General features: G+C 42.2%; 13 protein-coding genes and 1 rRNA gene (1 of these 14 only partly in view). 13 read left to right on the forward strand and 1 reads right to left on the reverse strand.

Features of this window, described 5'->3' with window-relative positions; all coding sequences use genetic code 11:
- The 10 genes from EEL30_06840 to pssA all read left to right on the forward strand — a co-directional run.
- Positions 1 to 1998, forward strand: a 23S ribosomal RNA gene (locus tag EEL30_06840) (it extends 935 nt beyond the left edge of the window).
- A gap of 408 nt (positions 1999 to 2406) precedes the next feature.
- Complete coding sequence (locus EEL30_06845; GenBank protein QDX92108.1) at positions 2407 to 3507, forward strand: UDP-N-acetylglucosamine--LPS N-acetylglucosamine transferase; 1101 nt, start codon at positions 2407 to 2409, stop codon at positions 3505 to 3507.
- A gap of 62 nt (positions 3508 to 3569) precedes the next feature.
- Positions 3570 to 4241, forward strand: coding sequence for an HAD family hydrolase (locus EEL30_06850; protein ID QDX92109.1), 672 nt, complete (start codon positions 3570 to 3572; stop codon positions 4239 to 4241).
- 229 nt (positions 4242 to 4470) lie between these two features.
- Entirely contained in the window at positions 4471 to 4935 is a 465-nt protein-coding gene (locus EEL30_06855; protein QDX95693.1) for a CtsR family transcriptional regulator, read from the forward strand.
- 75 nt (positions 4936 to 5010) lie between these two features.
- The gene (locus tag EEL30_06860) at positions 5011 to 5547 is read left to right on the forward strand and encodes a hypothetical protein (GenBank protein ID QDX92110.1); all 537 of its coding nucleotides are present in this window, start codon (positions 5011 to 5013) and stop codon (positions 5545 to 5547) included.
- Positions 5548 to 5573: 26 nt separating this feature from the next.
- Positions 5574 to 6638, forward strand: coding sequence for a protein arginine kinase (locus tag EEL30_06865; GenBank protein ID QDX92111.1), 1065 nt, complete (start codon positions 5574 to 5576; stop codon positions 6636 to 6638).
- A 27-nt stretch (positions 6639 to 6665) separates the two neighbouring features.
- Entirely contained in the window at positions 6666 to 9128 is a 2463-nt protein-coding gene (locus EEL30_06870; GenBank protein ID QDX92112.1) for an ATP-dependent Clp protease ATP-binding subunit, read from the forward strand.
- A gap of 190 nt (positions 9129 to 9318) precedes the next feature.
- On the forward strand, positions 9319 to 10683 hold the full coding sequence (gene radA, locus EEL30_06875) for a DNA repair protein RadA (protein ID QDX92113.1): 1365 nt from the start codon (positions 9319 to 9321) through the stop codon (positions 10681 to 10683).
- A gap of 9 nt (positions 10684 to 10692) precedes the next feature.
- Entirely contained in the window at positions 10693 to 11739 is a 1047-nt protein-coding gene (gene disA / locus EEL30_06880) for a DNA integrity scanning protein DisA (protein QDX92114.1), read from the forward strand.
- 139 nt (positions 11740 to 11878) lie between these two features.
- A complete protein-coding gene (gene pssA / locus EEL30_06885) occupies positions 11879 to 12598 on the forward strand; it encodes a CDP-diacylglycerol--serine O-phosphatidyltransferase (protein ID QDX92115.1) in 720 nt (239 codons plus the stop codon).
- A 100-nt stretch (positions 12599 to 12698) separates the two neighbouring features.
- On the opposite strand, the gene EEL30_06890 is transcribed toward pssA, so the two are convergent.
- Entirely contained in the window at positions 12699 to 13091 is a 393-nt protein-coding gene (locus tag EEL30_06890; protein QDX92116.1) for a DUF1573 domain-containing protein, read from the reverse strand.
- Positions 13092 to 13397: 306 nt separating this feature from the next.
- On the opposite strand from EEL30_06890, the gene EEL30_06895 reads away from it, so the two are divergent.
- The 3 genes from EEL30_06895 to EEL30_06905 are packed head-to-tail and all read left to right on the forward strand — an operon-like array spanning position 13398 to position 15691.
- Positions 13398 to 14489 (forward strand): PIN/TRAM domain-containing protein, encoded by a 1092-nt coding sequence (locus tag EEL30_06895; GenBank protein ID QDX92117.1) that lies wholly within the window; start codon positions 13398 to 13400, stop codon positions 14487 to 14489.
- A gap of 30 nt (positions 14490 to 14519) precedes the next feature.
- Positions 14520 to 15221, forward strand: coding sequence for a 2-C-methyl-D-erythritol 4-phosphate cytidylyltransferase (gene ispD, locus EEL30_06900; protein ID QDX92118.1), 702 nt, complete (start codon positions 14520 to 14522; stop codon positions 15219 to 15221).
- The gene (locus EEL30_06905; GenBank protein ID QDX92119.1) at positions 15218 to 15691 is read left to right on the forward strand and encodes a 2-C-methyl-D-erythritol 2,4-cyclodiphosphate synthase; all 474 of its coding nucleotides are present in this window, start codon (positions 15218 to 15220) and stop codon (positions 15689 to 15691) included. Before ispD ends, EEL30_06905 begins: the two co-directional genes overlap by 4 nt.
- The last annotated feature ends 11 nt before the right edge of the window (positions 15692 to 15702 follow it).

Raw genomic sequence — 15702 nt, forward strand, 5'->3', positions numbered from 1 at the left:
CATCGGGTTACCGAATTCAGTCAAACTCCGAATGCCAAGTACTTATATCCGGGAGTCAGACGGTGAGTGCTAAGATCCATCGTCAAAAGGGAAACAGCCCAGACCATCAGCTAAGGCCCCCAAGTGTATGTTAAGTGGGAAACGATGTGGAGTTGCCCAGACAACCAGGATGTTGGCTTAGAAGCAGCCACCATTTAAAGAGTGCGTAATAGCTCACTGGTCGAGTGACTCTGCGCGGAAAATGTAACGGGGCTAAACATACCGCCGAAGCTATGGCAGTCCTTATGGACTGGGTAGGGGAGCGTTCCAAGCAGCAGTGAAGCCGTATCGTAAGGAGCGGTGGAGCGCTTGGAAGTGAGAATGCCGGTGTAAGTAGCGAAAAGACAAGTGAGAATCTTGTCCACCGAAAGCCTAAGGTTTCCTGGGGAAGGCTCGTCCTCCCAGGGTTAGTCGGGACCTAAGCTGAGGCCGAAAGGCGTAGGCGATGGACAACTGGTTGATATTCCAGTACCACCTCTGTTCCGTTTGAGCAATGGCGTGACGCAGGAGGATAGGGTGAGCGGCCTATTGGATGGCCGTCTAAGCAGTAAGTGTGGTGTGTAGGCAAATCCGCACACCAGTAAGCACAAGCTGTGATGGCGAGGGAAATTATAGTACCGAAGTCCCTGATTTCACACTGCCAAGAAAAGCGTCTAGCGAGGAACAAGGTGCCCGTACCGCAAACCGACACAGGTAGGCGAGGAGAGAATCCTAAGGTGCGCGGGATAACTCTTGCTAAGGAACTCGGCAAAATGGCCCCGTAACTTCGGGAGAAGGGGCGCCTCGGTAGGGTTTATAGCCCGAGGAGGCCGCAGTGAAAAGGCCCAAGCGACTGTTTAGCAAAAACACAGGTCTCTGCGAAGCCGCAAGGCGAAGTATAGGGGCTGACGCCTGCCCGGTGCTGGAAGGTTAAGGGGATGGGTTAGCGCAAGCGAAGCTTTGAACCGAAGCCCCAGTAAACGGCGGCCGTAACTATAACGGTCCTAAGGTAGCGAAATTCCTTGTCGGGTAAGTTCCGACCCGCACGAAAGGCGTAACGACTTGGGCGCTGTCTCGGCAAGAGACCCGGTGAAATCATAATACCTGTGAAGATGCAGGTTACCCGCGACAAGACGGAAAGACCCCATGGAGCTTTACTGTAGCCTGGTATTGAAACTTTGTGCATCATGTACAGAATAGGTGGGAAGCTGTGAAGCGAGGGCGCCAGCCTTCGTGGAGCTGTCGTTGGGATACCACCCTTGATGTACGGAGTTTCTAACTTGCCGCCCTTATCGGGTGGAAGGACCATGCCAGGTGGGCAGTTTGACTGGGGCGGTCGCCTCCTAAAGAGTAACGGAGGCGCCCAAAGGTTCCCTCAGAATGGTCGGAAATCATTCGTAGAGTGTAAAGGCACAAGGGAGCTTGACTGCGAGACCTACAAGTCGAGCAGGGACGAAAGTCGGGCTTAGTGATCCGGTGGTTCCGCATGGAAGGGCCATCGCTCAACGGATAAAAGCTACCCTGGGGATAACAGGCTTATCTCCCCCAAGAGTCCACATCGACGGGGAGGTTTGGCACCTCGATGTCGGCTCATCGCATCCTGGGGCTGAAGTAGGTCCCAAGGGTTGGGCTGTTCGCCCATTAAAGCGGTACGCGAGCTGGGTTCAGAACGTCGTGAGACAGTTCGGTCCCTATCTGTCGCGGGCGTAGGAAGTTTGAGGAGAGCTGTCCTTAGTACGAGAGGACCGGGATGGACGCACCCCTGGTGCACCAGTTGTCACGCCAGTGGCACAGCTGGGTAGCTATGTGCGGACGGGATAAGCGCTGAAAGCATCTAAGCGTGAAGCCCCCTTCAAGATGAGACTTCCCATAGCGCAAGCTAGTAAGACCCCTCATAGACGATGAGGTTGATAGGTTCGGTGTGGAAGTGCAGTAATGCATGGAGCTGACGAATACTAATCGGTCGAGGACTTATCCACATTGCCTTTATGCTGACTTTCATTATCCAGTTTTCAGGGAATAAAGATCATGAATAGATACTCTCAACAGATTATTGTTGAGAGATTTTTCGTTTTATGAAAAGATTATTTAGATTGAATCATAGTGTATCTTATCGCAGTGTTAAATCGTATTAAATAAGAGAACGTTAGTACATATATGCACATGAAGATATGATGTAGGTTATAAGAAATGGTATGATATGCTAAGGATAAGAGTCAAATCAGGCTAAATAAACTTTGTCTACATGAATAAAGCCTTCCACATCTTCCTACTCCAATACAGAGACAGTGATTCATGGACTTGCAAAAAATGTAAGACATGCTAGTATGTAAAAAGAATTGGGTGCAAATGAACTGATGTTGGAATAGACAGCAAAGGAGAGTCGAAATGAAAAAGATACTCATCTTTTCCGCCTCCATTGGCAACGGTCATAATCAGGCTGCTCGTGCGATTCAGGAAGAGTTAAGCGAGCTTGGTTATGCTTCTATGGTAATTGACACCCTTGAATATATAAGTCCAACCTTCCATAAAATTCTATTGGAAAGCTATACGAATATATTAAAGCTCTCTCCAAGTGTTTGGGGTAAAATCTATCATAATACAGAGAAAACCAGACTTTTTGATATGAATGTTTTTGTCAATAAACTGCTTGCGAATAATTTAAAAAAATTGATTAATAGTGTGGAACCAGATGGTTTTATTGCTACACATCCATTTGCCAGCTGTATGCTCTCTGTATTAAAGGGACGTAATCAGTGGACCGAACCAATTTATACGGTAATAACTGATTACACGATCCACCCGTCTTGGGTAAATCATCATATTGATCATTATTTTATTGCTAGTGAACAGCTTTTTTACCTAGTTGATCTTTATCATGAAAATCATCAAAAATTTATGCCAATGGGTATTCCGATCATGCGCAAATTTAGAGAAGAAGTTAGTAAGCAAGAGCTTCGTACTAAATTTGAAATTAAGCCCGAACAAAAGGTACTAATATTGTCCGGTGGAGGATTAGGATTAGGACCCATGGATAAAGTGCTACAAGGCCTAGACGAACTACATATTCCATTAAAGATTTTTGTGTTAACAGGTTTAAATGATAAATTGTATAGAAGCATCACAAACCGTTCGTATTCTCATGATGTAGTGGCTTTAAAGTATGTGGAGAACTTCCATGAATATCTAGAAGTAGCTGATGCCATTGTGACAAAATCAGGTGGGCTAACAACTGCTGAGGTATTGAGTAAACGTGTTCCTATGGTTATTTTTAATCCATTGCCAGGTCAGGAAGAACGAAATAGTCACTTTTTGTTAAACAATGGCTGTGCTGTTCACGCAACAGAGAGTCGAGATTTGATATACTCAATTGAGCATGTGCTTTTAGATGAACAAAAATTTAATGCAATGCGACATCAAGCTGAAATGATTGCTCGTCCGTTTGCTGCGTATGATATCGCTACATTCATCAAACAAAATATGCAGTAGATGCGAAGTTTACATCAAGATCGAGTTACAATCATTCAACAACACGACATTGAGGTGGTAGAGTGAGCATGCAACATGCCGTTATTTTTGACATGGATGGTACCTTATTGCAAACAGAGTCTATGGCTGTTCCAGGCTTTAGACGCACCTTTCAAGACCTAAAAGATCGCCAACTATGGAATGGCGAGCTTCCTAATGATCGTGCTATTACCGGTACCTTGGGTATGGTTCTAGATGAGATATGGGATGTAATGTTACCGGAAGCTGATGAAAAGACTAGACAAATTGCTACTGAGTTATTGGCTCAGCATGAAGAGAAATTGTTGGCCGAAGGTGTTGTTTCGTTGTACCCGGGAGTGGTAGAACAACTAACTGCGCTACACAAAAAAGGTAGTGCCCTTTTTGTTGCATCAAATGCAATGGATGGTTATGTAGAAGCGATTTGTGAACACTTTAAGATTACGCATCTTTTTACTGATCTGTACTCAGCTGGACGTTTCCAAACTAAATCAAAAGTAGACCTAGTTGCCTTGCTTTTACAAACATACGATATTAAAGAGGCAATTATGGTGGGAGATCGTAAATCTGATGTAGAAGCAGGTAAAGAAAATCATTTATGGACAATAGGCTGTGATTTCGGCTTTGCTGATTCAGGTGAGTTGAAAAATGCAGACGTGGTCATTAAAAGCTATGCAGAATTACTTCAACAGGTATCATTCTATCAAACTAAATAACAACTAAGAACCAACCACCTTTTTACTAAGGTGGTTTTTTTGATTGATGTTAGATTGAAATAGACCTTTTTTGACCAAAATAAAGGAGGAAGGCAAATAAGGGTTGAAAGTAAAGAAAAAAGTAATTATAATAAAAGTCAAAGATAGTCAAAGTCAAATTAACAAACTAAAAAATCAATTTTTTATGGCCACTAGTTACGAGCATAATCTTAGGCAAGGAGGCGACACTTTGCGAAATATATCGGACATCATTGAGCAGCACTTAAAGAGTATACTTCAGGAGAGTCCGAATGGAGCTATTGAAATTCAGCGGAGTGATATTGCCGAAAAGTTTCAATGTGTACCGTCCCAAATCAATTATGTCATTAACACACGTTTCTCTATTGAAAAAGGATATATGGTTGAAAGTAAGCGTGGCGGTGGAGGCTTTATCCGGATTCGCAAGGCACAGATTTTGTGTAAGGATACATTACAAGAGCTTTTGACAGAGGAATTGATTGGAGATAGTGTGACTCAATCATTTGGTTATTCTATCATTGATCGTTTAGTGGAGGAAAGATGGATCAGTCTAAGAGAAGCAGCTTTAATGAAGGTAGCTACCTCGAGGCAGGTTCTAATGGTGAGTACACCTTTGCGGGATCAATTGAGAGCCAATATTTTAAAGCATATGATTACCACAATACTAATAACATAAAGTTTACGCTTTGCCGAAATGGAATTAACCCTGAAGTCTGATTGTACCGATTGACTTGTAAGGAGGATTCTTATTATGAATTGTGAAGAGTGCGGAAAACGCCCCGCTACCTTGCATCTTACCAAAATCGTAAATGGTGAAAAGTCTGAGACCCATATTTGCGAGCAATGTGCCAAAGATAAAGGTGAGTATTTCTCAGGCCTTGGTAATTTTGGTCTTAATAATCTATTGGCTGGTCTATTAAATTTTGATCCGATGAATAAAGGTATCAATAGTCAGCAGGTTAGCCAAAATACGACTTCTCCTCCTACGCGTTGCGAAACATGCGGGTTAACCTATTCGCAGTTTAGCAAGAGTGGCCGCTTTGGTTGTAGTGATTGTTATAACCATTTCGGAACCAAGCTAGACCCACTTTTCAGGAGAATTCATGGAAATACCCAGCATATGGGGAAAGTTCCTGAACGTACAGGTGGTCAGTTAAAAATAAAAAAAGATTTACAACAACTAAAAATTGCTTTGCAACAACATATTGCAACAGAGGAATTTGAAAAGGCAGCAGAAATTAGAGACCGTATTCGTGCACTGGAAAAAAAGATTGAACAATCCAAGTGAATAAATGGTGGAGGTGAACATCAAGTATGTCCCTACAGCGTTTTACCCAGCATCCATGGAGTAATTGGATGAAAGGTGAGGGTCCTGACTCTGATATTGTTATTAGTACGCGGTTGCGTATTGCCAGGAATCTACGCCAACATCCATTTCCACTCCTAGCTACTGACTCACAAGCAGAAGAGGTTGTACAAAAAGTAATGGAAGTAATTGATTCTCCTTCTATGAAGAAGAAAGGTACCTTTGAATTACTCTGCATGGAAGAGATGAAGCCCCTTGAAAAGAGGGTGCTGGTAGAAAAACATCTCATTAGCCCTAACTTGGCGGAGGAGTCAAGAAAAGGAGCTGTTATTCTAAGTGAGGATGAATCGATCAGCGTATTGGTAAATGAGGAAGATCATCTTCGCATTCAGGTTTTCTTACCTGGCTTTCAATTGCGGGAAGCTTGGGAAAAAGGAAGCAAGATGGATGACATCTTCGAGAAACAGGTCAATTATGCATTTGACGAAAAGCGAGGATATTTAACTAGTTGCCCTACTAACGTAGGTACTGGTATACGTGCTTCCGTCATGTTACATTTACCGGCACTGGTGATGACACAACAAATCAATCGTATTTTGCAAGCTATTACTCAAGTCGGTTTGGTTGTACGCGGTTTGTATGGAGAAGGAAGTGAAGCTGTTGGAAATCTCTTTCAGCTTTCCAATCAAGTGACACTTGGTATGTCAGAAGCAGATATTATTTCAAATCTATATAGCGTTGCTAGTCAGATTATTGAACAGGAGCGTGAAGCACGTCAGTATTTGCAAGAGCATAGTCGCATATCTATTGAAGATAGGATTTTCCGTTCTTATGGAATTTTGACTCATGCAAGGACTGTAGAATCAAAAGAAGCGGCTCAACGCTTATCTGATGTACGTTTAGGCATAGATTTGGGTTATTTACAAGCATGTAGTCCATTTGTTGTTAATGAGCTGTTAGTAAGCACACAACCCGGTTTTTTACAATATGATGCTGGGCAGAAGCTAACTGCTGAACAACGTGATGAGCGTAGAGCTCATGTTATCAGGGAACGTCTAAAATGCAATTCATAAGAGAAGAGTAATGGAGGTGCTTATACTATGATGTTTGGACGTTTTACAGAGCGTGCACAAAAAGTATTAGCTTTAGCATTGGAAGAGGCAGTTCGTTTAGGCCACAAAGATATTGGTACTGAACATGTTCTTTTAGGTCTGATCCGTGAGGGAGAAGGGATTGCTGCAAAAGCACTTCAAGCTCTCGGTCTCGGTCTTGATAAAATTCAAAGTGAAGTGGAATCTTTAATCGGTCGTGCTCCTGAACAACCGGCAAACACGCCAAACTATACGCCAAATTACACTCCACGAGCTAAAAAAGTAATTGAGCTATCTATGGATGAAGCGCGTAAATTGGGCCATACGTACGTGGGAACTGAACATATTTTGTTAGGTCTGATCCGCGAAGGCGAAGGAATTGCTGCACGTATTATGAACAATCTAGGTGTTAGCCTAAATAAGGCACGTCAACAGGTATTGCAACTATTGGGTAGCTCAGAAATGATGTCATCCCATCAACCATCTGGTAGCAACGCTTCTGCAAATACGCCTACTTTAGATGGATTAGCACGAGATTTGACTGCCATTGCTAAGGAAGGCTCACTTGATCCGGTTATTGGTCGTCAAAAAGAAATTGAACGTGTCATTCAGGTATTAAGTCGACGAACCAAAAATAACCCTGTACTAATTGGTGAACCAGGTGTTGGTAAGACTGCAATAGCAGAAGGTCTTGCTCAAAAAATTGTTAATAATGAAATTCCAGAAACGTTGCGTGATAAACGCGTCATGACTTTAGATATGGGTACAGTGGTGGCAGGTACGAAATACCGTGGTGAATTTGAGGATCGGCTGAAAAAAATCATGGATGAAATTCGTCAAGCAGGCAACATCATTCTGTTCATTGATGAATTGCATACACTGATTGGTGCAGGTGGAGCTGAGGGAGCGATTGATGCATCCAATATCCTGAAACCGGCTCTAGCCCGTGGTGAATTACAGTGCGTAGGTGCTACCACGTTGGATGAATATCGAAAATACATTGAAAAGGATGCAGCGCTGGAACGCCGCTTCCAACCGATTCAAGTAGATGAACCGACTCCAGAAGATGCTATTAAAATTTTGAGTGGCTTACGTGATCGTTATGAGGCTCATCACCGTGTAAAAATTACAGACGAAGCAATCGATCAAGCGGTAAAATTGTCAGATCGATATATAGCTGATCGCTTTTTACCAGATAAAGCGATTGATTTGATTGACGAGGCTGCTTCTAAAGTTCGTCTGCAATCTTTTACAGTGCCACCTAACCTAAAAGAGTTAGAAGTTCGTTTAGAAGAAGTTCGCAAAGAAAAGGATGCGGCAGTTCAATCTCAGGAATTTGAGGAAGCTGCGGCTTTGAGAGATCAGGAACAAAAGCTACGCGAAGAACTCGATTCCACCAAGAAGGATTGGAAAGAACGCCAAGGAAAATTAAACATGGAAGTTACTCCGGAAGATATTGCTCATGTGGTAGCGAGCTGGACCGGTATTCCTGTTTTAAAATTGAAAGAAGAAGAAACCGAACGTCTGTTAAAAATGGAAGATATCTTACACGGTCGAGTTATTGGGCAGGATGAGGCTGTAAAATCTGTTTCCCGTGCAGTACGCCGCGCTCGTGCTGGATTAAAGGATCCAAAACGCCCGATTGGTTCTTTCATTTTCTTAGGTCCAACAGGGGTAGGTAAAACAGAATTGGCCCGTGCCGTAGCTGAAACCCTTTTCGGTGATGAAGATGCCATGATCCGTGTAGATATGTCTGAGTATATGGAGAAGCACACTACAGCTCGTCTGGTCGGAGCGCCCCCAGGATATGTAGGCTATGATGAAGGTGGTCAATTGACGGAAAAGGTTCGTCGTAAACCATACTCTGTCATTTTGTTGGATGAGATCGAAAAAGCGCATCCAGATGTGTTTAATATTTTATTACAAGTGCTTGATGATGGCCGATTAACTGACTCCAAAGGACGTACAGTCGATTTCCGTAATACGGTAGTCATCATGACATCCAATGTGGGTGCTAGTATGATTAAGAAAAATAGCTCACTTGGTTTTACTACTAATGATTCCGAAAAGAAATATCAAGATATGAAAGATAAAGTGATGGATGAACTAAAACGTAGCTTCCGTCCTGAGTTCTTGAATCGGATCGACGAGATTATTGTGTTCCACTCTTTAGAGCAGGAGCATATCGAAAAAATCGTTACACTGATGACAGACGACTTGCGTAAACGTTTAATGGAACAAGAGATTGAATTTAATCTAACTGAAGAGGCTAAGAAAATCCTTGCTAAAGAGGGCTTTGATCCCGCATATGGCGCACGACCACTACGTCGGGCTATCCAGCGAAACATTGAAGACCGCTTGTCTGAGGAATTGCTTAAAGGCAACATCACTAAGGGAGATACCGTTCATATTGATGCCGAAGAAGGCAAATTAACGGTAAAACGCTTGGAACAAGTAGAGATAACAAAATAATCAAGTCTTGAAGCAAAACATGGTATAATTTAAGAAGGAAGTAGCACATATCCCCGAAGATGATTCGGGGATATTTTTTATACAGCTAGCATAAATGTAAGGTGATGTAAAATTACTTTTTATTAGCAGGATTTAACAGTAGTTGCACGAACAACAGTATAATGAATTTATAGATACGGGAGTATGTTATATGTCAAAAGTAAAAACAAAATTTGTTTGTCAGGATTGTGGGTATGAAAGTCCAAAATGGATGGGGAAATGCCCTGGGTGTAATAATTGGAACACACTGGTTGAAGAATTAGAACGCAAACAAGTAGGCGGCAGAGATCGTGGGATGTCCACCAAACAAAAAGCACAGCCTATCACAGATGTAATAAGTGATGAGGAGCCCCGATTAGATACCACATTAGGTGAATTAAATCGTGTATTAGGCGGCGGTCTGGTTTTGGGGTCGATGGTGCTCGTTGGGGGAGACCCAGGGATCGGTAAGTCTACTTTACTTCTCCAAACCTCTTTTGCTCTTGCGCATCAAAATAATAAAGTGTTGTATATTTCCGGTGAGGAGTCTGTTAAACAAATCAAAATGCGGGCAGATCGTCTTGGTGTACAAACATCAAATCTGCTTGTGGTGACTGAGACTGACTTGGAGCAGGTGGAGGAGCAGATAACGTTTGTCGATCCTGATGTGGTTATTATCGACTCAATCCAAACCATTTTTCACCCTGCCGTCACATCTGCAGCAGGTAGCGTGGCTCAGGTCCGAGAATGTACCAGCCATCTCATGCGAATAGCAAAAAGTAAAGGTATTGCTATCTTTATAGTCGGACATGTTACAAAAGAAGGGGCAATCGCTGGACCGCGAATGCTAGAGCACATGGTTGATGCCGTTCTTTACTTTGAAGGGGATCGACATAATACCTTCCGAATTTTACGGGCCGTTAAGAACCGATTTGGGTCTACAAATGAGATGGGTATTTTTGAGATGAAAGAAAAGGGGCTAGCCGAAGTAGAAAATCCTTCTGAGCTATTCTTAGCGGAACGGCCAATTGGTGTAGCTGGATCAACAGTAGTAGCTAGTATGGAGGGAACCCGTCCTGTTCTGGTTGAACTACAGGCTTTAGTTTCGCCAACTAGCTTTGCTACCCCACGTCGAATGGCAACAGGAGTAGATCATCAGCGGATTGCTATGATCATGGCAGTCCTTGAAAAACGTGTAGGTTTGATGCTACAAAATCAAGATGCTTATGTGAATGTAGCTGGTGGCGTGCGTCTTGATGAGCCTGCTATAGATTTAGCTATTGCGGTGAGCATTGCTAGCAGTTTCCGAGATCATGCTACAAACCCATATGATGTAGTGATCGGAGAGATTGGTTTAACAGGTGAAGTGAGGGGTGTTTCTCGTATTGAGCAACGCATACGTGAAGCAGAAAAATTGGGCTTTAAGCGTGTCATTATTCCAGAAAGAAGCATGCGAGGTTTAGAAAAGCCTGCTGGCATTGAGGTAATTGGTGTGACGAATGTAGATGAAGCGTTGCAGTATGCACTAAGGGGGTAGCTATATTTGATGTTGGATGCTTTGCGTTTTGTCGCTCCAGGTACGCCTTTTCGTGAAGGACTAGAAAACGTTTTACACGCCAAAACAGGTGCTTTAATTGTTGTGGGATGTAGTACACAAATGAAAAACATCATTGACGGTGGTTTTTTTATTGATTGCGAATTTACTCCTGCACATTTATATGAATTGGCTAAAATGGATGGCGCTATTATAGTCAGCGAGGACGCTAAGCGGATTTTATATGCCAACACACAGCTACTGCCGAGTGGAGCTGTTGCTTCTAATGAAACAGGAACAAGACATCGAACGGCTGACCGAACAGCACGACTAACTAATCATTTAGTCATAGCTATTTCCCAAAGACGCAACGTAATTACTTTATTTCAAGGGGCCCAGCGCTACGTTATTAAAGATATCAGTGTTATTTTTGCAAAAACGAATCAAGCACTTCAAACTTTGGAAAGATATAAGATGGTATTAGAACAGGGGCTCACTAACTTAAGTGCTTTAGAATTTGAACAATTGGTCACTGTTCATGAAATTGTATCCGTTTTGCAACGGATTGAGATGGTCATCCGTATAAAGTTAGAGATGAAAAAATATATCCTGGAATTAGGGACAGAAGGCCGATTAATTAGCATGCAGTTGGAAGAGCTGGTTGCCAACGTAGAAGAAGAGGCGGAACTGCTCATTTTGGACTATGCTAAAGATGATAAGGTGGATACCAAGCGAATCTTGAACGAGATGAGTAAGCTCAGTCCTGAAGAATTATTGGATCCAAGCGTCTTTCTTCGCCTACTTGGGTATATAAATATAAATAAGCTATCGGATGAGGCAGTAATGACACGGGGATATCGCTTACTTAGTAAAATATCTAGACTTCCTTCCACTGTCATTTGCAATCTCATCTGCCACTTTGGTTATCTGCACCTAATCATGATGGCTACTATTGAGGAATTGGATGATGTAGAGGGAATTGGTGAGATCAGGGCACGTACGATTAAGGATGGACTTCGAAGGATCCAAGAACAAGTGTTCATTGACAGGCACATTTAGTTCTATTAGTATGAGGGATTATGCGACGGTTTTTTTAAAAAAGTCAACAGGTATAAATTACCCCCTTTTTCTACTCTTATTGTCAGGAAAAAGATATAGGGATAGAATATCGTGGGATGATAATTAACGGAGGTAGACTATGATTGTGAAAGCATTGCCGAACATGCTCACTCTAGGCAACCTATTTTTAGGTATAGTAGCAATGATCTTGGCATTTAACGATTATGTTGACTTCGCAGCCATTACAGTAATCGTCGGTATGCTGTTAGACGGTTTGGATGGACGTGTAGCACGTATGTTAAACGCTCAAAGTGAATTTGGAAAAGAACTGGACTCATTATCAGACGTTATATCTTTTGGGGTAGCACCCGCTTTTATTATGTATGTAGTTGCTTTACAAGAAATTAGTGTAGTAGGAATCATTATTACTGCTCTGTTCCCGATTTGTGGAGCTTGTCGTCTGGCACGTTTTAATGTACAAGCGGGTGTTCCTGGTTACTTTATCGGCTTGCCAATTACAGCCGCTGGTGGAGTACTAGCAACCTTAGCGTTATTTCATGAAGTATTTCCAACAACGATCTTGGCACTTGGAATGTTGATGTTAGCTTACTTAATGGTATCGCGCGTAAAATACCCAAACTTCAAAAAAGTAGGGATTCCTAAATCAGCATACTGGATTGCTCCGATTATTATTGTTGGCGTGACTATTATTGCAGTAATGTTCCCAAATCAAATTTCCAAACTGGTATTTGTGCCTCTTGCACTATATGCTTTGTATGGGATAAAAAAAAACGTTGAATATTTTATTCGCAAAGTAAGAAAAAGAGAATCACAAGAAGAAAAAAAGCATTCTCTATAACGATATGATCGAAAAAACAACCCCCCGTTTAAGTTAAACGGGGGGTTGCAACTTTCTTGTGGGTTCATCCGTAGTATAGAGAGAACAGAACAAATCGATGCTAGGAGAGATTAAAAACTCCTAATGTATGGAGCCGATCTGATTCAACTTGGAGTACTTTGGATAAGGAAATATCAGTGACATTGCATAGTGCAGCTAAGTAAAACAAATTTTTCCCAAGTTCAGCCGTTACGATATCACGACAATGCTCACAAAGCTGTCCAGAAAAATGTGTGTCTAGATGAGGTTGGTTTTCGTGTAAAGAACTTGCAGGATCAAACGCTTGCTTTAAGGCAGCAATCTCCACGCATCCACAATCAGTTACCGCTTTCGTCAAGGCTCGATTTGTCCGGGCACCAGACTCTTGCAGTTTAGACATGACATCTAAAATACTCCGATGTCTAATCAGTAGGGTGGAAACCTGTTCTTGAAAATCCTTGATTTCATTAGACAATAGTATTCACCTCTGTTCTCTGATGAGGGGGAGTCAGAAAATTCTATTCACTTGGTTATGGTTTATTATAGGAACTCCTTAATCCATCTGTCAAACGTTAGAATTTTTGCTGCCTTTCACATGTTTATATTTTTTTGATTGACGTATATGTTGAAGCTGTGTTAAAATTCCGGCTATTTGACACTATAAAAAATATTTTGTTATAGTGGGGGGAAAGAGAAATGAAACAAACCATTCAAATCATTTGCGGGAGACTAGGTTTTTTTGTTGGATCTTCTGTCTATATTAATAAGAGGAGGTGAGCCTATGTTAAAACGAATCTGTAAGTTTTTCTTTGTTATCGTTGGTGGAGGACTGGGGTATCAGTTTGGACCTGCATTTTTCTCATTTTTGAATGATTTGCACAATTTTGGAACAATTCCGCGTCCAGCATACATTGGGGCTGTACTAGGGGTGATTTTGTTCTATTTTTTGGCGAATACGTTGGTGGATTATTTGGTGAATGCAATCCGCTGGGGTGAAGAAAAGTTATTGACGCTCCCTATAACTGATGTCATGTTTGGAGCCTTAGGTTTGATTATCGGACTTATCGTTGCCTTTTTATTATTCCTACCGATCAATAGTATACCTATCCCAGTGCTCGGAGATTTCTTACCACTTCTTGTTTCTGGTTTGCTTGGTTATTTAGGCTTTCAGGTGGGATTTCGTAAACGGGATGAAATTATGTCGGTTTTTTCTATAGGTCGTAAGGAGAAAAGCAAAAAGGAAAACGGAGGCATTGCTGCTAACGTCGAACATAAAGTTTTGGATACTAGCGTTATTATTGATGGACGCATTGCTGACATCTGTCGCACCGGTTTTATCGAAGGAGCATTGGTTATTCCGGGATTCGTGCTTGAAGAATTGCAACATATTGCTGATTCATCTGACGCATTAAAAAGAAATCGCGGACGCAGAGGTTTGGACATTCTAAACAAAATTCAAAAAGAATTAAAAGTAAATGTTCAAATTTATGAAGGAGATTTTGAAGAGATTGCGGAAGTGGATAGTAAATTAATTAAGTTAGCGAAAGTGCTTAATGGTAAAGTGGTTACCAATGATTTCAACTTAAATAAGGTCTGTGAATTGCAAGGTGTTCCAGTTCTTAATATCAATGATTTGGCCAATGCGGTTAAACCCGTGGTCCTGCCAGGAGAAGAATTGAATGTGCAGGTGATCAAAGACGGGAAAGAGTACGGTCAAGGTGTGGCTTATCTTGATGACGGTACAATGATCGTAGTTGAAGGCGGTCGAGATTATATTGGGTTAGAGATTGATGTGCTGGTAACCAGCGTACTACAGACATCTGCAGGTCGCATGATTTTTGCGAAACCAAAGATGTTGGAGAAGGCATTGTAGCGCATTGATAACATAATGGAGAGGGTACGTGTGGAAACAAGCGTGGTGATCGTTGCCGCTGGAACAGGGAAACGAATGAAGGCTGGTAAGAATAAGGTATGGCTCCATTTGCAACATAAACCAATTTTTCAGCATACGGTTGAAGCTTTCGTTCAACATCCAGGAATTACCCAAGTTGTTCTGGTGATTAATGAACAAGATTACGAGGATATGGATCAATGGCGAAAGCGAATGCCTTATTCCGTGATCTTGGCTACGGGTGGTGCAGAGCGACAGGATAGCGTACGAAATGGACTTGAGGCTCTATCAGAGAGCTGTACGCATGTATTGATCCACGATGCAGCAAGACCTTTTATCGCAGCAGAGCAGATCTCTAGCATTATAACCAAATTAAAAGATCATCAGGCAGTTGTTGTAGCGGTTCCTGTGAAGGATACGATTAAAATCGTAGGTCCAGATGGAGTCGTTCAAGCAACCCCGGCACGCGAGAGCTTGTGGGCGGTTCAAACCCCACAAGCTTTTCCACTTTCACTTGTAAAAGAGGCTCACCAGTTTGCGGTTGAGCAAGGGAAAGTAGGAACAGACGATGCTATGCTCGTTGAAATGCTTGGGTACCCAGTTACAATTGTTGATGGTAGCTATGAAAACATCAAGGTGACCACTCCTGATGATCTCTGGTTTGGAGAAGAGATTATGAAGAGGCGCTTGGAAGAGAGGAAGAGGAAGAAATGAGGATCGGGCAAGGTTTCGATGTGCATCAACTGGTGGAAGGCAGACCCTGCATCATTGGCGGTGTAACTATTCCTTATGAAAAAGGTCTGTTAGGACATTCAGATGCCGATGTACTATTACATACGATCTCTGACGCACTTCTAGGAGCGATTGGAGAAGGGGATATTGGACGTCATTTCCCTGATACTGACCCGGCTTTTAAAGATGCAGATAGCTTACAGTTACTCGTTCATGTATGGAACTTGGTAAAAGAGCGAGGGTATCAATTAGGAAATGTTGATGCCACAATTATTGCACAAGCACCCAAAATGGCTCCTTATATTCCGCAGATGCGTGAAGTAATTGCCAAAGCACTTGATACGGATATTGCTCAAGTGAATATTAAAGCAACCACATCGGAAAAATTAGGCTTTACTGGACGTGGAGAGGGGATCGCTGCGCAGGCTGTATGTTTGCTTGTCAATGTGTAAGTCTAGTAGTA

The organism is Brevibacillus laterosporus, from assembly GCA_007833815.1.
GTDB classification, from domain to species: Bacteria; Bacillota; Bacilli; order Brevibacillales; family Brevibacillaceae; genus Brevibacillus_B; species Brevibacillus_B laterosporus_D.